The 19035-nt window shown below is 28.0% G+C and carries 22 protein-coding genes and 1 tRNA gene; 16 read left to right on the forward strand and 7 right to left on the reverse strand.

Annotated elements, in window-relative coordinates; genetic code table 11:
* Nucleotides 1–28: 28 nt before the first annotated feature.
* From KK2020170_RS06240 to KK2020170_RS06260, 5 genes are all read right to left on the reverse strand, one after another.
* Nucleotides 29–490, reverse strand: coding sequence for an RrF2 family transcriptional regulator (locus tag KK2020170_RS06240; protein ID WP_315861814.1), 462 nt, complete (start codon nt 488–490; stop codon nt 29–31).
* 6 nt (nt 491–496) lie between these two features.
* Entirely contained in the window at nt 497–1219 is a 723-nt protein-coding gene (locus KK2020170_RS06245; protein WP_315861815.1) for an anaerobic ribonucleoside-triphosphate reductase activating protein, read from the reverse strand.
* Complete coding sequence (gene nrdD / locus KK2020170_RS13230) at nt 1176–1340, reverse strand: anaerobic ribonucleoside-triphosphate reductase (RefSeq protein WP_111567273.1); 165 nt, start codon at nt 1338–1340, stop codon at nt 1176–1178. The genes KK2020170_RS06245 and nrdD overlap by 44 nt, the downstream gene beginning before the upstream one ends.
* Nucleotides 1321–3438, reverse strand: a complete 2118-nt coding sequence (locus tag KK2020170_RS06255; protein ID WP_221259932.1) for a ribonucleoside triphosphate reductase — start codon at nt 3436–3438, stop codon at nt 1321–1323. Before KK2020170_RS06255 ends, nrdD begins: the two co-directional genes overlap by 20 nt.
* Before the next feature lie 339 nt (nt 3439–3777).
* Nucleotides 3778–4014, reverse strand: a complete 237-nt coding sequence (locus KK2020170_RS06260) for a helix-turn-helix domain-containing protein (protein ID WP_072784528.1) — start codon at nt 4012–4014, stop codon at nt 3778–3780.
* A 108-nt stretch (nt 4015–4122) separates the two neighbouring features.
* Here KK2020170_RS06260 and KK2020170_RS06265 point away from each other — a divergent pair, with 108 nt between their 5' ends.
* The 16 genes from KK2020170_RS06265 (at nt 4123) to KK2020170_RS06340 (ending at nt 17259) form a co-directional block, all read left to right on the forward strand.
* Nucleotides 4123–4641: a hypothetical protein gene (locus KK2020170_RS06265; protein WP_072784529.1), complete on the forward strand. Its 519-nt coding sequence runs from the start codon at nt 4123–4125 to the stop codon at nt 4639–4641.
* 16 nt (nt 4642–4657) lie between these two features.
* Nucleotides 4658–5206 (forward strand): hypothetical protein, encoded by a 549-nt coding sequence (locus KK2020170_RS06270; protein ID WP_221259933.1) that lies wholly within the window; start codon nt 4658–4660, stop codon nt 5204–5206.
* 488 nt (nt 5207–5694) lie between these two features.
* A complete protein-coding gene (locus KK2020170_RS06275; RefSeq protein ID WP_221259934.1) occupies nt 5695–6459 on the forward strand; it encodes a hypothetical protein in 765 nt (254 codons plus the stop codon).
* A 5-nt stretch (nt 6460–6464) separates the two neighbouring features.
* Nucleotides 6465–6971, forward strand: coding sequence for a hypothetical protein (locus tag KK2020170_RS06280; protein WP_221259935.1), 507 nt, complete (start codon nt 6465–6467; stop codon nt 6969–6971).
* 121 nt (nt 6972–7092) lie between these two features.
* Entirely contained in the window at nt 7093–7500 is a 408-nt protein-coding gene (locus KK2020170_RS06285) for a MobC family plasmid mobilization relaxosome protein (RefSeq protein WP_221259936.1), read from the forward strand.
* Nucleotides 7497–8429: a relaxase/mobilization nuclease domain-containing protein gene (locus tag KK2020170_RS06290; protein ID WP_221259937.1), complete on the forward strand. Its 933-nt coding sequence runs from the start codon at nt 7497–7499 to the stop codon at nt 8427–8429. Before KK2020170_RS06285 ends, KK2020170_RS06290 begins: the two co-directional genes overlap by 4 nt.
* Before the next feature lie 13 nt (nt 8430–8442).
* Nucleotides 8443–8625 carry a hypothetical protein gene (locus KK2020170_RS06295; protein WP_221259938.1) on the forward strand — a complete coding sequence of 61 codons (183 nt, stop codon included), beginning with the start codon at nt 8443–8445 and terminating at the stop codon, nt 8623–8625.
* A 258-nt stretch (nt 8626–8883) separates the two neighbouring features.
* Nucleotides 8884–10389 (forward strand): hypothetical protein, encoded by a 1506-nt coding sequence (locus KK2020170_RS06300; protein WP_221259939.1) that lies wholly within the window; start codon nt 8884–8886, stop codon nt 10387–10389.
* A 6-nt stretch (nt 10390–10395) separates the two neighbouring features.
* Nucleotides 10396–11064 (forward strand): hypothetical protein, encoded by a 669-nt coding sequence (locus KK2020170_RS06305; protein WP_221259940.1) that lies wholly within the window; start codon nt 10396–10398, stop codon nt 11062–11064.
* A 426-nt stretch (nt 11065–11490) separates the two neighbouring features.
* Nucleotides 11491–12717, forward strand: coding sequence for an ABC-three component system protein (locus KK2020170_RS06310; protein WP_221259941.1), 1227 nt, complete (start codon nt 11491–11493; stop codon nt 12715–12717).
* The gene (locus KK2020170_RS06315) at nt 12710–13231 is read left to right on the forward strand and encodes a three component ABC system middle component (protein WP_221259942.1); all 522 of its coding nucleotides are present in this window, start codon (nt 12710–12712) and stop codon (nt 13229–13231) included. The genes KK2020170_RS06310 and KK2020170_RS06315 overlap by 8 nt, the downstream gene beginning before the upstream one ends.
* Nucleotides 13231–15210 carry a DUF3732 domain-containing protein gene (locus KK2020170_RS06320; protein WP_221259943.1) on the forward strand — a complete coding sequence of 660 codons (1980 nt, stop codon included), beginning with the start codon at nt 13231–13233 and terminating at the stop codon, nt 15208–15210. The genes KK2020170_RS06315 and KK2020170_RS06320 overlap by 1 nt, the downstream gene beginning before the upstream one ends.
* Nucleotides 15211–15284: 74 nt before the next feature.
* A complete protein-coding gene (locus KK2020170_RS06325; protein ID WP_221259944.1) occupies nt 15285–15443 on the forward strand; it encodes a hypothetical protein in 159 nt (52 codons plus the stop codon).
* Nucleotides 15444–15445: 2 nt separating this feature from the next.
* Nucleotides 15446–16324, forward strand: coding sequence for a hypothetical protein (locus KK2020170_RS06330; RefSeq protein WP_221259945.1), 879 nt, complete (start codon nt 15446–15448; stop codon nt 16322–16324).
* Between the two features lie 39 nt (nt 16325–16363).
* Nucleotides 16364–16717, forward strand: coding sequence for an STAS-like domain-containing protein (locus KK2020170_RS06335; RefSeq protein ID WP_221259946.1), 354 nt, complete (start codon nt 16364–16366; stop codon nt 16715–16717).
* 2 nt (nt 16718–16719) lie between these two features.
* Complete coding sequence (locus KK2020170_RS06340) at nt 16720–17259, forward strand: PIN domain-containing protein (protein ID WP_221259947.1); 540 nt, start codon at nt 16720–16722, stop codon at nt 17257–17259.
* Between the two features lie 292 nt (nt 17260–17551).
* On the opposite strand, the gene KK2020170_RS06345 is transcribed toward KK2020170_RS06340, so the two are convergent.
* Together KK2020170_RS06345 and KK2020170_RS06350 are read right to left on the reverse strand one after the other, a co-directional pair.
* Nucleotides 17552–18844, reverse strand: coding sequence for a tyrosine-type recombinase/integrase (locus KK2020170_RS06345; RefSeq protein ID WP_221259948.1), 1293 nt, complete (start codon nt 18842–18844; stop codon nt 17552–17554).
* Nucleotides 18845–18913: 69 nt separating this feature from the next.
* Nucleotides 18914–18986, reverse strand: a tRNA-Met gene (locus KK2020170_RS06350).
* Nucleotides 18987–19035: the final 49 nt, after the last annotated feature.

The raw sequence follows: 19035 nt of genomic DNA on the forward strand, positions 1-19035 counted from the left end.
GTTTTTATCTTTTATTTAATTAAATTTTTTAAAGCTTAAGGAAAGTATCTCCCGTATTGAATTCACTAATCAAATCCAAAAGAGAGGTTTCTTTCAGCGTTTTCTTTAAATTTTCACGCAATGGCTTGTACTTATGATGAAAAGGACAAGGTTGTTTGTCGGAACAATCATGAAGTCCTAAACTGCATCGGTCAAATAAGTCATTTCCGTCGATAGCTTTTACGAGCTGTTCTAATTTAATGTGTTTCAATTGTACCTTATCTATTTCAAATCCTCCGCCATTTCCTTTAATCGATTTTATGATGTCGACTCTTACTAAACGTTGTAAAATTTTGGCAGTAAAAGGCTCTGGCGATTCAATTTTTCTGGCAATGTCTCGAATACCGCAACGCTTGCCAGCAAACGATTCTGAGGCAATGTAAATAGTAGCTCGTATGGCATATTCACAAGTTTTTGAAAACATAGTTAAAATTTGCACAAAGTTAGTCATTTTAAATCATCGAAATATGATTTTAGTCATATTGTGATGGATATCCTTTTCAGAAATTAATTGCGAATCCGGTAGTGGTTCAATCGTGTTTTGATAATTTCTAAAATTTTGAATGTAATAGTTTTTTTCGTAACCTAATTCTAATAAAACGTTTAGCATTGCAGCAATATCTTCTGGATTCAATAAAGAGGAATGATAAGTAGTTCGAACTTCAAACGGAATGGAACTCGATTGAAGCAATTCAAAACAATTTAAAAATTGAGCATAAAAATCCGATTTTGTAATCGTAAAGAATTTTTCTTTAGGACCTTTAAAATCCAAAGCCACATAATCGATTAGCTGTTCTTCTATTAGTTTTTCGAGTACTTTTGGTTGACTTCCATTGGTGTCCACTTTGATTAAAAAGCCTAAACTTTTTACGAATTTGATGAATGGAATAACGTCTTTGTGAATCAAACATTCTCCCCCGCTAAAAACTAAGGCATCCAACAAATTTCTTCTCGATTTTAAAAATGAAACAATTTCGGAAAAGTAAAAAGAGCCTTTTCCGAAAACTATTTCGGGATTGTAACAATAATCACATTTCATATTACACCCTGCAAACCATAAGATACAAGCCGATTTATCGGGATAATCTAGTAGAGTGAAGGGTGTAAAACTATGAATGGCTTTTTTGTTTAGAAAATCAAGATTTACATTCTCTAAAGTGGGTTCGTTGTTTGTGTTCACCTTTTTTTCCAATATTAAAACTTTCTACGGGTCTGTGATAGCCCATTACTCGTGTATACACCAAACATTTGGTTCTTTTTTCATTGTGTTGAAGCAAAGCTTCAGTGGTTTGTGTTTGCATAGGATGTTGTTTTTAAGGTTGCTAATAATTCTTCATCGCATTTTGGACAATATTCGTGTTCGCCATTCAAATAGCCGTGTTTCGGACAAACGCTGAAAACTGGGGTTACCGTGATGTAAGGCAATTTAAAATTCGTAATCACTTTTTTAATGAAATTACGACACGCTTCTACCGAACTCAATTTTTCATTCATATACAAGTGTAAAACTGTTCCTCCAGTGTATTGACATTGTAAATTGTCTTGTAATAACAAAGCTTCGAAAGGATCCTCGGTGTAATCAACTGGCAATTGCGAACTGTTTGTATAGTAAATATTTTCGCCTTCTCCCGCTTGAATAATATCGGAATAACGTTTTTTATCTTCTTTAGCAAAACGATATGTAGTTCCTTCTGCTGGAGTTGCTTCTAAGTTGTATAAATTGCCTGTTTCTTCTTGATAATTTCTCATTTTGGTTCGAATGTGTTCCAAAATTTCGGTTGCGAATGCCATTCCGTAATCCGAAACGATATCTTCTTTTCCATCGGTGAAATTTTGAATCATTTCGTTAATTCCGTTCACACCAATTGTAGAAAAGTGATTTCTGAAATGAGGCAAATAACGTTTGGTATACGGAAATAATCCTCTATCATACATTTCCTGAATGAAAACGCGTTTTTTCTCTAAAGTTGCTTTCGAAATTTCTAACAAACGATCTAAATCGGAATATAATTTGGCTTTATTGCCTTTGTTCAAATAACCCAAACGCGCCATATTAATAGTTACGACACCGATACTTCCGGTCATTTCTGCACTTCCGAATAAACCGTTTCCTCTTTTTAATAATTCGCGTAAATCGAGTTGGAGACGGCAGCACATGCTTCGTACGGCATTCGGTTTGTAAGCATTTGGATTTTCAACTTTATTGCCGTTTTCATCATATGTATATTGACTTCCGATGAAATTCTGGAAATAAGACGAACCAATTTTCGCTGTATTTTCAAAAAGAATATCGGTGTTTTCTCCGTACCAATCAAACTCTTCAGTAATATTAACTGTTGGTATAGGGAAGGTAAACGGTTGTCCATGCGCATCGCCTTCGGTCATAACCGTATAATAGGCTTTGTTGATGAGATTCATTTCTTTTTGAAAATGTTCGTAACGCATTTCGGTTATGTCTGAAACGCCTCTTTCTTTGGCTCTTTTTATAAAATCTTCTGAAGTATTGCCCTTGAAAAGATGCTGTTCGTTTCGAGTTGGGATTTGCTCTTTTAAGTCGTCAGGAACTACCCAATCTAAAGTAATATTCGTAAACGGCGATTGTCCCCAACGTGCTGGGACATTCAAATTGTAAACAAAACTTCGAATCGCTTTTAAAACATCCTCATACGATAAATTATCTTTGAAAACATAAGGCGCCAAATACGTATCAAATGAACTAAACGCTTGAGCTCCGGCCCATTCGCTTTGTAAAATTCCAAGGAAATTCGCCATCTGTCCTAATGCTTCTCTAAAATGATTAGGAGGACGACTTTCCACTCGGCCACGAACACCGTTAAAACCTTCATTTAATAAAACGCGCAAACTCCAACCCGCACAATAACCTGTCAAGCAATCTAAATCGTGAATGTGAATATCGCCATTACGATGCGCATAGCCTTCCTCTTTCGAATAAACTTTGTCTAACCAATAATTCGCAATGATTTTTCCAGCGACATTATTGACTAAACCTGCGTTGGAATACGAAGTATTAGCGTTGGCATTGATGCGCCAATCGGTTTGGTTGGTGTATTCTTCTATGGTTTGAGTGCTACCGACATAAGTGGTATCGTCATTTAATCCTAAAACGTGTTCGCGCTGCAGTTTTCGAGTATGACGGAACAACATGAAAGAACGCATCACTTCATAATGACTGTATTCGTAAAGCGTTTTTTCAATCTTATCTTGAATATCTTCAACTGCCCAAGTGTCCTCATGCGATAACAGTTGGAACACCGTTTCAATAACTTTTAGATTTAAAGTTTCGCTTACACTGGCAAAAGCTTTTGTGATGGCTTCTTCTATTTTGAAAGGTTCAAATGGTAAATACGTGCCATTTCTTTTGATTACAAATTTGTTCATACTGCTGAATTTTAATTGTGGTATTTAACAAATTTAAATATTAAAAAGACTTTTTAGTCTTGTTTGAATAAATAGTAATCAACAATTTAAACTTAAATTTTGTTAATAAATATATTTAATACGATTTTAATTAGTAAATTATTTATTCAAAAGCTATAAACTTGTTATTTTGAATTAAATAAATTAGCTTCAAAATTTAAATAGTTGTAAAGCTAAGTAGTCAGTATGAAATTATTTAGGAGATTTTTTAACTTATTTTATCAAAAACTTAGGAAAAAATATAACTTTATAAGAAGTGATTGCTAATAGGTATTATGATTTTATTTAAAAATATAATTATTAACTATTTGAAACCAATTTTTCAAAATCTACTTCAAATAATTCCGCAAATTTTATAATAGTAGATAATTTTGGCTCCTGAAGCCCCTTTTCATATTTTCTAATATTTTCCCTATCAATTCCTAAAGCAGCTCCCACATCCATCTGTGACATCTTCCTTTCTAAGCGTAATTCTTTTATTCGTTTGCCAAATAAAACTACAATTTCAGGTATTGGATTTTTTCTTGTTCTAGACATAGAACAAAAATCAACAAAAAACATTGTTTACAAGTGATTGTATTTTAGGGGTTGTTTGCAAGGCATTTTTTATTATATTTGAAAATATAAACTTCAAATATTTTCATCATGTTAGAATTTATTCACATTAATTACAAAATAGTAGAACCCATAATTAATCAAATCTTATTTGACAAATTTGATGAACCAAAATTTGAAAATGGAAAAGCAGATTTATGTAAAGGTTTTCTAGATACAAAGAAGAATACTAAAGCTGATTTTACATTGGTTGAAACATATATAAATGATCATTCAGAAAGTATTTTAAAGGATTTTGATCTAAACGATCGATATACAGTAATCCAAATTATTTTAAGTAATGATGCATTTATTGGAACTATGATTTATGATGTACAGCATGGAGTTTCTAATTATGATATCAATTATATTTCAGCAATTAGAAATGGTATAATGGATAAAATTGCAGAATATTATACTCAAAATGATGTCAATTATTTCGTTAAAAAGTTTTTCGCTATCTTTTTATCAGACCTATTTTTAACTAATTTTATAAATGATAGCGAAATCACTGAGAATGAATATTTAGATATACTTTCCCAGTGCACAAGAGACAAAACTTTGGTTTAATATTAAGTTGAAACATATGATTACGGTAGATGAAAAATTAATTGTTACTAAACAGATTAATGAAGTATTATCTAGATACGCAAAAAGAAATTTAATAAAAGAGTTTCTATTCACTTTTTCATTTCCCAATTGTTCTAAAGAAAATTCAAAACTTAAAGCAAAACATATTAATCCATTACTAGAAACAATATATTATTACCAAGGAGATATTTATCCAGACACTTTAGTAGAAGTTGAAAATTATATTAATACATTTTTAAATGAATTAGATGAAAATGATTTAACAGCACTTCAGTTTTTAACTTTAAATGAAAACTACCTAATTCATATTGATGATTTTGAAAATGAAGATGGCTCTAAATACACTAAAGAAGAGTTCGAAGAAAAGCTAGGAAGATATTTTGCTCATAAGTTATATGAGCCTGAAAAAAACGGTTTGAATGAAGAGCTACAAGAAATGTTACAAAATCAAATTTCAAGATTAGCAAACGAAATTGATTTAAGCGTTCTAAACAAAGAAACTATTTCAGAAATCTTAGATGCAATAGAACTAATTACAGAGTAATTTCCTATTCGTTTTAAATACAATCAAATGACCAAAACTGAGGAACTCCAAACTTTCGGGTTGTCATGAAGCAAGCCATGTTTTCGCTAGCGAAAACGTGCTCCCTTCAGTCGCAGGCTTGGCAGGGTTGCACCCCACACCCCAATATTTTTAACTTCTATAAATTCAAAACAAGTAGATATTGAATTTTCACTGTTTACAATTTGAAATTAGATGCTATTTTCTTTTCAATCAGAAAAAAAATCAGAAAAAAAATAAAAAAATGTTTCATTTTACAAGGTTTTATTTACACACTTTTATCTAGTGTTTATTCCTAAATAATTGATGCTTAATTCATTATTTAAAAAGTATGTCTTTATGCTTTTAAAAGACATATAAATAATATTTATATTTTAATTTTTTTATAAATATTTTATATGTAAGTAATTGAATATCAGATTTTTATATTTAAAATATTTGTTTATTTTTGAACAAAAAATAAATTTTTCATGCAAATAAAAGCACTTGAATATAAATATTTTAACCATATTCCTTTTTCAAAAATTGAAAAAAAGTACAATACATATAACAGTAAGAAAACAGTTAATTTAACAGAAGATGAATTCAAATCCATTTTGTCAAATCTATTTACAATTAAATACCTTTTCCCAGAATTCGCTGGGCAAATTAATTTAAAAGGATTTCAAATGCTTAATCACGTTTATTTTTCATCAAACATTACTATAGAATTTGGATGGCTAATGATTGAGAATTTGGATCGAAGCTATTTGAATTGGTACAATGAGTTATTAAATAATAGTTATGATATATCAAACATACTGCTAGATAATGAATTACATGATTTTGTTGAACAAGCTCTTATTGATTATATGGCTTATAGAAAAATAGAGTATGGAAAGTTTTTTTTACAGCGGTATACAAAAGTAATTCTTGATGTGAACAATATTTTTAACTATGAAAAAATTAAAAAAAGAATTGAAAACACTCCAAAGCCATTGAAATTAATTGCTGATAATATAAAAATGGTAAATCCAGATTTATCAGTAGATGAATATCTTTTTTTAATGTTCATTATAAAAAATGCTATCTTAAAATCTGACAATGCAGCTATAGATTACGCATTTGTAAATTCTATCGTAAAAAATGATTTTTTTAAAATTGATAATAATCGAGAAATATATAGAGTTACAATAAATAAAACCTTAAATATGAATTGGGAAATAAACAAAGGTCGAGGAGGGCATAAACTATGATTAATTTGAATTTATATCTAAATTTAGATGAAGCAATTGATGCTTTAGAAGGTATTTCTTTAAAAAATTATCTGATTATTCGTAAAAATAGGATATATGATTTGGAAGAATTAAAGTCATTTCAAGAAGATTTAAGAGAGTGTTCTAATAAATTAAAGGGGTTTAAAATTATTTTAAGGGAATCACTTTCAATGCGAAGAGCTTTAATTGTAATTCTTCAAGAAAAATATTATCATATTGATTCTTATAACAAAGTTGAAATAGATTTAAAAAAATTAATAAATCACGCTAATTCTAGATTTAAGATTGAAAATAGAACATTTGAAGGATTAAACAATGCACAAAAAATCCATCCGAAAAACCCCTGTAGTCACTTTGAGTATAATCCTTATGCAAAGAAACATTATAAACTGTCATTGAAAATTTTAATGGATCCAGCAAAGATTTTTTTTCATGATGATGAAGCACTTGAAAATCTGATTGAAATATATGATGAAGTTTTATTTTGTTAATTAAAGAATTTTTAAAATAGATTTATTGAAATAGAAACAGTTAGATAATTTTATCGTACATTTTTTCTTGTACGATAAACCATTTTTTTCATTTTTTACCCATTTAAATTTGTTCCAACGAATGAATTTAGATGGGTTTTCTTTTTTATGTTATTGCTATCGAAAACCTGAAATTTTTAAAATAGAAATTATGGCACGACCAAAATCAGAAATATTTAAGCTAAAGATTTTTCAGGTTAATATACGGTTAACTGCTGAAGAACAGGTTTTTGTAGAAAATCAGGCAAACTCTTATGGAATATCGGTTGTAGAGTATGTTCGAAAAAGAGCATTGAATAAACAGTTACCCAAACATGCTTTGTCTCCAATTAATCGTGAGTTATTGATTGAGCTTAGTCGCATTGGAAATAATGTAAATCAGCTAGCGAAACGAAATAACCAAAACTTTCTTGAGAAATACGTATTCAATCGAGATTTAAGAGAATTGAAAGAAATTTTAAATCAAATTAAAACAGAACTTTTAGGATGATTGCAAATAAAAAAATCGGTAGGGACTTCTATGGCGTTTTGAAATACAATCAAGGTAAAGTAGATAAAGGAGAAGCTATTGTCTTGGACACTAATTTGGCTTCCCGTAAAGTGGTTATGCAAACAAAAGAATTTAATGTAGTTCGACAATTACGACCAAATTTATCGAAAGCAGTTTATCATACATCGCTTAGTTTACCCTATACCGATTCGCTTTCAGATAAGGAATTTACAGACCTAGCTCGAGAGTATTTAGAAGGAATGAAGTTCACTGATACCAATTATATAATTTATAAACACTTAGATCGAGATCATTCTCATATACACATAGTTGCGAATCGCGTGAAGTTCTCTGGTGATGTTGTTAGCGATTCACATGATTATAAACGAAGTGAAGCAATAGTTAGAAAATTAGAATTAAAATATAATCTAACCGTTTTGAAAGAAGGTAAAGTAACAAATGTACTTTCTAAAGGCGAAATTGAAAAATGTTTACGAACAGGTGAAGCTCCAGAAAGATTAGAACTTCAAAGAATCATAAATGAAATTATAAAGCATAATCTATCCATTTTTGAATTTGAGAAGAAGCTTAAAGAGAAAAAAGTTAATATAAAACTTAATGCGAGCCAAGAGGGAAAGATATCGGGTATTTCCTTTGAGTACAAAGGAAAAACTTATAAAGGAAGTCAAGTAAACAGAAACCATCTTTCATGGAATAAACTTAAAATTAAATTATATGAACAAAACAGAATCGATCCAGTTATTCTCAAAAATACTGGAAGAATTAAAGAAAATCAACGAGAAACAACAAGACTTGTCCAATCAATTAACAGAAACAGCCAAAGTTTTAATCAAGAATCAACACATACTTTTAAAGAAAATCGAGGAAATGAAATAAAGAAAAATCCTAGACCAAGACTGAGACGATAATTAAACAAAAACAATGAAAGCCGAAACAGCATACAACGTAATACAAGCCCTTCCTCAACAGGAAGTCGAAAGGCTGTATAAAATGTTGGGTGTTGTTTCAGCTTCTATTACTACTACAAAAAAATCTAAAAAGAAACCGCTAATCTCCGATGCGGAAGCTACTGAATATCTTTTTAGGAAATTAAGGAAACTTTAACTATTTAAAAATGACTTTAGACAACAGTTATTATCAATTCATATTTTATTTTCAATAATTACAACAACAATTACAATAATTTATTTTTTTTTCGTTTTTAGTTTTTATGGGAAACTAAAATTTAAAAACTTTAACATTTTTTACAGAAAATCTGTATCCAAGTTAGGTGTAGTCTTATTTATTTTTGATGTTTCCAACCTTTTAATCCTTAATCTACTCATAGTATATGTAACTAATTTATTAATTTAATAAATACTAATGATGAGAAACAAATTTAAAATTATTGCAAGCCTACTAGTTTTTTTAGTAGCATTCTTTTATTCATGTGAAAAAGATCTTTATGAAGATCAAAATTATCAAAGTAAAATACAACAACAAGTTAGTGTAAAAAAAATTAGCTATAAAAAATTTAAGTCTAACAGAAAAGCAGTTGAAGAACTGAAAAGTGCTTTAGCTAAGAAAAATCCTTTAGCTTTAAATAGTAGAGTTGTTTATGACGAAGAATTTGAAATGTATGTTGATACAACTAATATAATTGTAAATGAAACTCCTGAATCTGAGACAATAACTATGAGCGTATTAAGTGAAGAGGATTTAACAAAAGTTGAAAATTTAATTTTAGTTCTTACAGATGACGGAAGTTACAAAGCATTTATTTCTGAATACACTTTAACACAAACTCAAATTGATATTTTAGCAAGCGGAGGAACTCTAGATAATGTTATTCCCACATCAATTACTGATTTAGACACTTCTTCAAAAATGAGTGTTTCTAGTAATTGCGTTGATGTAAGCTCAGTAACTTACAGTACTTGTACAGATGCAAATGGTAATACAATTATTCATCAAGGAGACAATAATCCAGATGAGTGTGTCGCTGATTTTGGAGGTTCAATAACTTATGAAGTTGTTAATATTAATATGAGTTGTTTAGCTGATGGTGGAGGTGGAGGAAGTACCACTACTTCTGGAGATTCAGGTAGTACTGGAACATCTACAGGAACATCAGGGACAACTGGCTCTGGTCCTACAGGAGGTTCAACATCTACTGGCAGTAACTCAACTATTTATGATTCTGTTATTGAATTGTTAAATACTACATTTGTTTCACCTTGTATTGACTGTATAGAGTTTTCGTCTGAATTATCAGAATTTATTTCAAATTTATCATTGGTACAATTAAGCTGGTGGGATGGTTTAGATACAACAGATAAAAAGAAAATTGTAAATTATTTTATTCAAAACAATTACTCTGAAGATAGTATCGCTTTTTTTAATTTAGCTTTTGTAGCTATTATGAATAATGAAGTAGAAAACTTTCAAGAGTTTCTATTTGATTTTACTAGTGATACATGGGATGAGGATGATAATATAGCACATAAAAATAAATTATGCGGATCTTATAATTTCGTTACAGTTGGAAATGCATCAGTTGCAAATATTTCTGGATTAGGGATGAGTGTTAGAAGAGGGCATGTAGGAATGAATATTGAGTTTTTAAATTCTCTTTGTGTAACAATTCCATATACAGCACCTTCCCAAGCTTCTTCAGTTTTTAATACTGCTTGGAATGTAACAATTAATGAGGTTTTTTCTTTTTTAAATGCGACTTACACAATTACATCTCCATCTTATCAAGAATTAAAAAGTTTGCTAATTGAGTTTCTAAGTATTAATATTGCATTAATGCAGCCAGGTTCAACAATTTCTACAAACCCATGTATTGGAAGTATACCTCATACTCCAGCAGTCTATTGCCCATAATAAATAATGAAATTTACTGAAATCGAAATATCAAGCATTAAGAACAAATTTCCATTAATATTTAATGTTTTGAATATATATTATGAATCAAACAATGGGATAGATCTAATAAATGATAAAATTGAAAAGAATATTTTAAATTTAGAAAATTTTAATAAAATTTGGAAAAATGATTGCTTTGATAAAATTGAAGATTTATTAAAACTAAAAGTAATAAATGCAACTCATGGTCTTGTACCAAATGTTGGAGGTAAAATTATTTTAAAGAATACTATTGAAGAATCATTTGAACTCCATTTTTTTTATAGTCTATTAGATAATTTTTATTCAATTCAAATAGTTAAAATTGGTAAAATTAATGTATATCATCCTTATTTAAATATTTTCAAAAAAGGGATAGGTATTAAAGAAATTATTGTTTCGCCTCATGAAAATGAATTTATTGATATATTTAATAAGGTTGATTTGTTTTTAAAAAATAAATTTAAAGACTCGTATTTTGTCCCTTTTTACTTTGATTTATTAAGAATTAAAGATTTCAAAGTTTTTTATAAGGATGAAATTAATTTTAGTACAATTTCTGATTGTTTTTTTCATAAAGGCTTTGTTTTTGATTTTGAATGTAAAATTATAGGAGATTTCAATTATAAGAAGAATTTATTGTTAAGTAGTTAATTTTAATATAAAAAGAAACATCCCGATAATTCGGGATGTTTCTTTTTATTAGGTTGTAAAATTTATTAAACAAAATAAAAATGTTGGGTGTTGTATCGGCTTCTTTTACTACTACAAAAAAAGCTAAAAAGAAACCGCTTATCTCTGATGCTGAAGCTACAGAATATCTTTTGAGGAAGTTGAGGAAGAATTAGAATTATAAAGTTTGAGGATTATGGATATTAATAATGTAAATTTTTTGCTTTTATAAAAACTTTATTGAACAATAAATTCACTATTGTAGTTTTATAAATTTATTTTTTAACTCAATATTAATTTAGAAGTTTATTTACATCTTTATTCTAATGTTTAAAAAAAAATCCTATAAAATCCTAGCTAATAATCCATAAAATGTTATATTTTTGTTTTTAATCACAATTCATTACTATGAATGATTCAGCAAAAGGCTCAATTTCTGGATTTATTTTTCAATTTCAAAGAGCATTACTACTCCTTTGTGATATAACAGAAAAAGACAATTATATAACAATAGAAAAAGTTGATGATGTAGCAGTACACTCTGATTGTTCTGTATTAATCAGTGAACAGGATAAACATAGTTTTTTAGAAAAAAAATCCGCATATGAAGACACTAGTATTGACTTATGGAGAACACTAGAAATATGGGTTTTAAAATTGAAAAATAATACTTTTAATGACAAAACAAAGTTTATATGTACCACAAACAACTCAATTAGGAAAAATGGAGCTTTAATAGAAATCTTATCAAACAAAAATTATGAGGTTTCAAAAAATAAAATAATTGAAATATTATCAAATCAAGAAAAAAAGCTATCGAATTATAAAAATAAAGGCTCAAAAAAAGGGACATACATAAGTAAAGTGATTACAAAAATTTCCTTTTGTTTAGAGAATGAAAATGAATTCAAACAAATACTAAATAATATAGAAGTAAATGAATGCTTAGAAATAAAAGACACTGTAATATCAAAATTGAATATAACTTCATTCGATAGAATTCAACAAGATAGAATTTTTGATGATTTAATTGGATGGCTAATAAACTCATCATATTCCAAATGGAAAAACAATAATGAAGCCGAATTTAAAAAAACTGAATTAGACAAAAGGTTCAAACTTTGTATTCAAAGTCCTGATATAGTAAATGCTATTTTTAGAGCTAAAAAAGAAATACAATTTGACAACACAGAAATTGACAACAAAAAGGATGAACTTTTTGTTAAACAAATTGATGTTCTAAAAATTAGAAGGGAATCAAAGGAACACTTTATTAATACAGCAATTGAAGATTTTATCAAATATGAAATTGAGCTTTTGTATGTTATAGACAAAGGAAATTTTACAGAAGAAGATTTTTTAGAGTTTATGGATAAATGTAAAGAAGACTGGAAATTAACTTTTAATTCAAAGCTGATAAAAGAAATTGAGGATTATTCTGAAGATGAATTGAATGATATTGCTATAGAAGTTTATAAGGAAGTTATGCAGAATTATGAAACTACATTTAAGTTAGGTTATGCTTTTAATTCTGAAAATAAGTATATAAAGAATGGGAGTTTATTAAGATTGTCTAATATTCCTGAAATTGGGTGGCATCCAAAATGGAAAGAATATTTTCTGAATAATGATTGAAAAAGCAACGAATAGTGAACTAAATCCATACAATGTTTTTCAAAATGTTGCAATTGGAGCATTGGCATGTCATAGCTTCACTCAAGGATATTATAAAGTAGCATCAACAAAAAAATCTAAATCAAATTACCCAAAAATAGAATATTTATTTTTTGTTCTTCCACTTGTTTATCACAAAGACACTATGAAAACCTTTAAGTCATCAAGAGAACTTTACAATGCAATTCTAAAAAATAAAAGTATTGTTCTTGGCTTACATGAAAGAGCTAATAAAATGTCATCACAAACTCTTGATTCATTGAATTTAGCATTTAGTAAAAATTTACTTAGCATAAATAAGGACAATGAAATTATTTTAAATGAAGAATTTATAAATAAAAAAATAAGTATTCCTGCAAATAAAGACAGAGAAAACATCATAAAAAACATTCAGGATTCAGCAACGAAAATTGGAAACATTTTTGCTAAAACTGACGAAAAAAATATTCAAATTGAACTTAATATTCGATTCTAATGAATTTACATATAAAGAACATTATACTTTACCCGAAAAACCATGAATTAACTCCTCAAATTTTGACTTTCAAAGAGGATAAAATTAATATCATAACTGGGACAAGTCAGAAAGGAAAATCAGCCATAATAACCATAATAGATTATTGCTTGGGAAGTGGGGACTGCAATATTCCAATTGGACTTATTAGAAAAACAACAGAAGTTTTTGCTCTTTATGTAAATATAAATGGAAGAAACTATTTTATAGGTAGAGAAAATTATGATTCTCATAAATCAAAGATGTATTTTTATCCTGAAGAAGATGGTAATGATAAAAAAAACGAGTTAAGAACTAATGAATGGTTAATAAACAAAGAGAATTATTCAACAAATGTTGAACATTTTAAAATTGTTATGAACAATTTATCTGGTTTTAAAAACATTGAAACAACTATAAAAGAATCTAATTTTAATTCAACTGCTAGTTTTAGAGATACTGCAGCATTTCATTTTCAAACACAAAACATTATTGCCAATCCTGCAACTATGTTTTTTAAAACTGATTCTTGGGAACATTTACAAAAGTTAAGAACAATATTTCCTTTACTACTTGGCTACAAATCATATGAGATTATTGAAATTGAAAATGAGATTGATGTAATTGATAAAGAAAGAAAGGAAAAAATAAACAAGCTTCAAAACATTAAAGACCAATATAAAACTTGGCAATCTGATGTTTATAATTATTACGCAAAGGCTGTATCTTATGGTTTGACAAAATCTGATTTAGACATAAATAATTCTTCTGTAGATGCAATAAAAAGTGAGCTAAACTCAATTGTGTCCTCTGTAAATAAAGGAAATGTATACGAAGTTGGTTCTGCATTTAGATTTTCTGAAAAAGCAATTGAATTGAACAATCAAAGAAATGAATTAACCAGAGAACTTGATAATTTAAAATTCAAATTCAATAAAATAAACGAAATTGATTCTTCAAAGAACAACTATATTAATGAAGTTGCAATTGAAAAAGATATAAGGTTAAGACCTATTGAGTGGTTTTTAGAAAGAAATGGAACAAATAATTGTGTTTTTTGTGGTTCAGAAAACAACAAAGCAGTTGACACCCTATTAAAGCTAAATCATGAAAAACAGAAGAATTTACAAATTTTAAGTAAATCAAAATCAAATGAATTAAGTTTTGAAAAAGAAAAACAAGACTTAAGTAAAGAAATTAAAAGAATTGAAAAGAAAATATTTGATATTGACTTAAACTTAAATCTTTTACTATCAAACAAAAAAAACAATACCTCAATTAGAGATATTTATGAATTCATTGGTAAAATAGAACATGTAATTGAAAACTTAGAGAAAATATCTCCATCAAGCGAACTTGATTTAGAAATAAGAAAGCTTGAAGAAAATATTGCGTCTAAAAAACAAAGGCTAGCAATTCTACAAAAGAAATTTGATAAAAAGCATTCATTAGAAAAGCTAAGTAAAACAATTACAGATTATTTAAAACACTTACCTATTGAAGATAACTACAAAAGAAAAGTTTATTTTGATCCAACTGAAAGTTTGGGAATCAAAATTGAAGACACAGTAGATAAAAATAAGTTTTTCTTATCAAGAATTGGTTCAGGAGCAAACTATATGGGTTATCATTTAGCCACAATTTTTGGTATGCATGAATTTTTTTATAAGTTAAAAGAAGTAAACAAACATAACTTTATACCTAGCTTTCTTGTTTTAGACCAGCCAAGTCAAGTATATTATCCAAAAGAATTTGATGATACTTCAAAAGACATTGAAGACACAAAAATGATATTTAAGGCAGTATATGAGTTTATGAAAAGAACTGAATTCAAAATTCAATTAATAATTTTGGAACATGTTCCTAAGAAAATATGGCACGATATAAATGATGAGAGTTTTAACATTGTTGGAGAATGGGACAACGAAGATGAAGCATTAATACCAAATGAGTGGTATTAGTATTAAAGTGTATTTTTCATAACTTTATATTCTCTCAATTATACCTTAAAGAATAATTTTTTAATAAATTATATATGTCAACATTAAACTGGATAGGTAAAGAAAAAGTATTCAACCATCACCAAGAAGTACCCTATAAAGTACTTGAAAAGGATTGTACTTATAGTGTTGGTCAAGAAGTAAGAAACTGCAATACGGCAAAAAATATTATTGAAGTTTTAAAAATGTTTTAAAAATGATTATTGAATTACCCATTAACATTAAAAGTGAGTTTGAGGGCTATAATTATTTTTCTAGATTATGGTCAGAGCTGAAAGATCATAATTATACTGATATTGTTTTTGATTTTAAAAATGTAAAATTTTTTGAAGCTAACTTATGTGCTATGTTTGGTGCCATTTTTGAAAGTTTAGAAACAAATAACAATTTTATAAGTGTAATTAATATTCATAGTAGAATACTCAATGTACTTAGAAAAAATGAATTTGTATTACCTTACGGATTTACAAAAGTTACTGATACTTATGATACTACTGTAGTTTATAAAAAATTTAACCCAAATGCAGATAAAGATTTTTATAATTATATAAATACTCAACTTTTAAGTAAAGAAGAATTTCCATCCCATAGTGAACTTTTAGGTAAAAGAATTATAGAAAATATCTTTGAATTATATGAAAATGCGAGAACACATGGACTTTGTAACTACATCCATACTTGTGGACAGATTTTTCCTAACAAACTAAGTAAACCTCTTCACTTTACGATTGTTGATAAAGGTAAAAATATCAAAGAAAATGTTTCAATTTTTTTTGGCAAGGAAATTGAAGCTAAAGAAGCTATAGCATGGGCTATGGAAAAAGGTAATACGACAAAAACAGGTAGCAATCCTGGGGGATTAGGTTTATCAATTATATTTGAATTCATTAAAATTAACGGAGGTAAGATTCAAGTTATTTCCTCTAATGGATTTTATGAGTTTTCTAATAATAAGATATTAACTAAGAAATTGAACTACACATTTGACGGAACTTTAGTTAATTTAAGGTTTAATTTAAATGATAATAACTATTATAGTCTAATTGAAGAAGAAGATTTTGAAAATATTTTTTAAATCTTTGTACATTTGCACAAATTATTTTAATATATTTAGATGTTAAACAACCAAATTAATATGCATTTATTAGTTAAAGAAATTATTGATTCTGAAATAGCTGTTTCTACTGATGATGGAAATAAAGTTTTCGAACAAATAAATTCTGCTTTTGTAAAAAAAGAAAATGTAGATTTGGATTTTCAAGGAATTAACATTCTTATAACTGCTTTTTTAAATTCCGCTATTGGGAGGTTATATGAAAGTTATGATAGTGAATTTTTGAATTCTTATCTTAAATTATCTAATGTTGCACCAGAGGATAGGATTCTATTTAAAAAAGTTGTAAAAAGAGCTCAAGAATATTTTTCTAATAAAAAAGGATTTGAAGATTCTGCAAACTCTGCATTCTAATTATGCCTAATATTATAATACCTTTTGACAACTACGAGTTTAAAGCAAACAAAACTTATTTTTTTGACAATAATATTTGGATTTCACTTTTTGCACCACTAATTAATACTAATTCAAGTCAACAAGCCAAATCAAGTAGTTTTCTTAAACAAATTTACAGTTATAATTCTCAAATTGTTACTTCAAGCTTAATTCTTAGTGAATTTTCAAATAGATATTTAAGATTTGATTTTGAACAATGGAAAAAACAAACTGGAAATTATTCTGCTAATTTTAAATCAGATTACAAAACAACTAGTCAGTATAAATTAGCTTTAAGTGAAGTCAAATTACTTGTAAAAAAAATAATATCTCTAGATTTAGTTGAAAGATATCCTGATAGTTTTAATTCTGTTAATTTTGATAATATATTAGATAATTTTGAGATTGATTTTAACGATGCCTATTATCTAGAACAATGCTCAAATAATAATTGGATTTTAGTAACTTCAGACAATGATTTTGACAATACAAATTCAAATATAATAATTGTAAAAATTTAAAAAAAACAGCCAAAACCCCGTTTTTTTTACTCAAAAACCAAGTAAAGTCAGAATTGTTATATCATAATTCATTTGAGAAGCTTTTTGTAAAGACATTATAAGTTGATCAAAGATTTTATATCTTTAAAATTTATGTAGATTAATCTTTAATAATTATATATTTAAGACTTCTGGAAAGTTTAAATTAAAAATTAATACTTTATCCTTGTAAAATAGATAATTACATGAACTATTTTCCAATAATTTTAATATTAAGCATTTAATTAGAATGAATTAAATCATTAATATTTTCTTATTTAAGCAAATTAGAATAATCCTCAGGCAATTCAGCATCAATATCACGTAAATATTGTTCTAGAGCAACCATAGTATTGTGTCCAGTTATATGAAGTAGTTTGCTTTTTGTTTCAAATGGAGAAAGTGTTTTCCTCATTTCGCGGTAAATTTTAGTAATGTAGGTGTGACGAAATGAATAAATCCCATAATTACTGTCCAAAATAAAAAAATCTTTATCGCCCTCTTTTGCTTTTTGCGTGAAGAAATCTTTTACTTCTTTAAAACGTTTAGTAAAGTAATCTCTTCTGTTATCATCTGTTGCCTCCCAATTATCAGGCTTTCCACTTGGAGTAAATATGTAATTATCAATTTGGTAATCTGATAAAAAAGAAAGTTCATCGGCTAGAATAGAAGGTATAATCTTTTCTTTAACCAATTTGTTTTTAGCTTTTACAGTTAGTTTGTTTTCTCTAAGATTAATATCTTCCACTTTTAAGCGACACACTTCAATTGGGCGCAAGAAATTATACGATACAAATTTTATAAAGAGTAAAAGATTTGGATCGTTTTCTTTTAGATACTCCAGTATTCTTTCGAGTTTAAAATCCGAATACGTTTTGTTTCGTTTAGGTGGTGCTTTTAAAACTTTTATTTTCGAGATAAAATTTGAAAGAATAATTCCATTATCCTCAAACACTTGAAACAGCGTACTAATATCGGTTCTAGTATTGTTGCGATTACGGGGAGAAGAGGAGAGGAGTACCTCGTTTAAATAATCTAATACTATAGTTTTATCAACAGATGTAATGAATCTATAACTAAAACCTCTACTTTCTAAATATTTTTCAAAACGTTTAATTCTAGATTTAAAACGAATATATGAGTTTTCTGTAATGGAGCTTTTTTTAATATTTAAACCAAATTCAAAAGCGTCTTTAACCGACATAGTCTCTTTTTGTGATTCCCCATTTTCGTATGGGTTATAGCCTTCTTTTAAAATTCTAGAAAGATTTCGACGATAGGTTTCCAAAATCTCTAATCGTTCCCCTTTGGTTTTATAGTAATTAACGCCACCTTTTATGAAAGGTTGTTTTTCTAAAAGTCCAGTTTTAGGATTGCGAAAAGAAAAATACACAAACCACTCTTTTTTAAGGGCATTTTCTTGTTCTTCTTTAGTGTATTTGTGCCAAGCAGCTATATTTACACCGCCAGTATAGATCTTAGGTTCGGAATATTTTCGTTTTGGCTTCAACTGAAAATCGTTTACGTTTTGGTTTACGATTTCTAAAATACGGAGAATTTTGGACATAAAAAAACGGCTTTGAAAAGTATTCAAAACCGTTAATTTACTGACCTTGATGGTCTTTTTTCTACTTAGTAGCGGGAACTGGACTCGAACCAGTGACCTTCGGGTTATGAGCCCGACGAGCTACCTACTGCTCTATCCCGCGATGTGCGTTTCAGTGAAGTTTAAAATACTTTCAAAATACTACTTCTATA

The sequence above is a fragment of the Flavobacterium okayamense genome (assembly GCF_019702945.1).
Classification (GTDB): domain Bacteria; phylum Bacteroidota; class Bacteroidia; order Flavobacteriales; family Flavobacteriaceae; genus Flavobacterium; species Flavobacterium okayamense.

What these genes read in the sequence shown, in the direction of transcription:
- KK2020170_RS06240 (WP_315861814.1), bottom strand. Translation starts at nt 490, where the DNA reads ATGACTAACTTTGTGCAAATTTTAACTATGTTTTCAAAAACTTGTGAA.
- nrdD (WP_111567273.1), bottom strand. Translation starts at nt 1,340, where the DNA reads ATGCAAACACAAACCACTGAAGCTTTGCTTCAACACAATGAAAAAAGA.
- KK2020170_RS06255 (WP_221259932.1), bottom strand. Translation starts at nt 3,438, where the DNA reads ATGAACAAATTTGTAATCAAAAGAAATGGCACGTATTTACCATTTGAA.
- KK2020170_RS06260 (WP_072784528.1), bottom strand. Translation starts at nt 4,014, where the DNA reads ATGTCTAGAACAAGAAAAAATCCAATACCTGAAATTGTAGTTTTATTT.
- KK2020170_RS06265 (WP_072784529.1), top strand. Translation starts at nt 4,123, where the DNA reads ATGTTAGAATTTATTCACATTAATTACAAAATAGTAGAACCCATAATT.
- KK2020170_RS06270 (WP_221259933.1), top strand. Translation starts at nt 4,658, where the DNA reads ATGATTACGGTAGATGAAAAATTAATTGTTACTAAACAGATTAATGAA.
- KK2020170_RS06275 (WP_221259934.1), top strand. Translation starts at nt 5,695, where the DNA reads ATGCAAATAAAAGCACTTGAATATAAATATTTTAACCATATTCCTTTT.
- KK2020170_RS06285 (WP_221259936.1), top strand. Translation starts at nt 7,093, where the DNA reads ATGAATTTAGATGGGTTTTCTTTTTTATGTTATTGCTATCGAAAACCT.
- KK2020170_RS06290 (WP_221259937.1), top strand. Translation starts at nt 7,497, where the DNA reads ATGATTGCAAATAAAAAAATCGGTAGGGACTTCTATGGCGTTTTGAAA.
- KK2020170_RS06295 (WP_221259938.1), top strand. Translation starts at nt 8,443, where the DNA reads ATGAAAGCCGAAACAGCATACAACGTAATACAAGCCCTTCCTCAACAG.
- KK2020170_RS06300 (WP_221259939.1), top strand. Translation starts at nt 8,884, where the DNA reads ATGATGAGAAACAAATTTAAAATTATTGCAAGCCTACTAGTTTTTTTA.
- KK2020170_RS06305 (WP_221259940.1), top strand. Translation starts at nt 10,396, where the DNA reads ATGAAATTTACTGAAATCGAAATATCAAGCATTAAGAACAAATTTCCA.
- KK2020170_RS06310 (WP_221259941.1), top strand. Translation starts at nt 11,491, where the DNA reads ATGAATGATTCAGCAAAAGGCTCAATTTCTGGATTTATTTTTCAATTT.
- KK2020170_RS06315 (WP_221259942.1), top strand. Translation starts at nt 12,710, where the DNA reads ATGATTGAAAAAGCAACGAATAGTGAACTAAATCCATACAATGTTTTT.
- KK2020170_RS06320 (WP_221259943.1), top strand. Translation starts at nt 13,231, where the DNA reads ATGAATTTACATATAAAGAACATTATACTTTACCCGAAAAACCATGAA.
- KK2020170_RS06325 (WP_221259944.1), top strand. Translation starts at nt 15,285, where the DNA reads ATGTCAACATTAAACTGGATAGGTAAAGAAAAAGTATTCAACCATCAC.
- KK2020170_RS06330 (WP_221259945.1), top strand. Translation starts at nt 15,446, where the DNA reads ATGATTATTGAATTACCCATTAACATTAAAAGTGAGTTTGAGGGCTAT.
- KK2020170_RS06335 (WP_221259946.1), top strand. Translation starts at nt 16,364, where the DNA reads ATGTTAAACAACCAAATTAATATGCATTTATTAGTTAAAGAAATTATT.
- KK2020170_RS06340 (WP_221259947.1), top strand. Translation starts at nt 16,720, where the DNA reads ATGCCTAATATTATAATACCTTTTGACAACTACGAGTTTAAAGCAAAC.
- KK2020170_RS06345 (WP_221259948.1), bottom strand. Translation starts at nt 18,844, where the DNA reads ATGTCCAAAATTCTCCGTATTTTAGAAATCGTAAACCAAAACGTAAAC.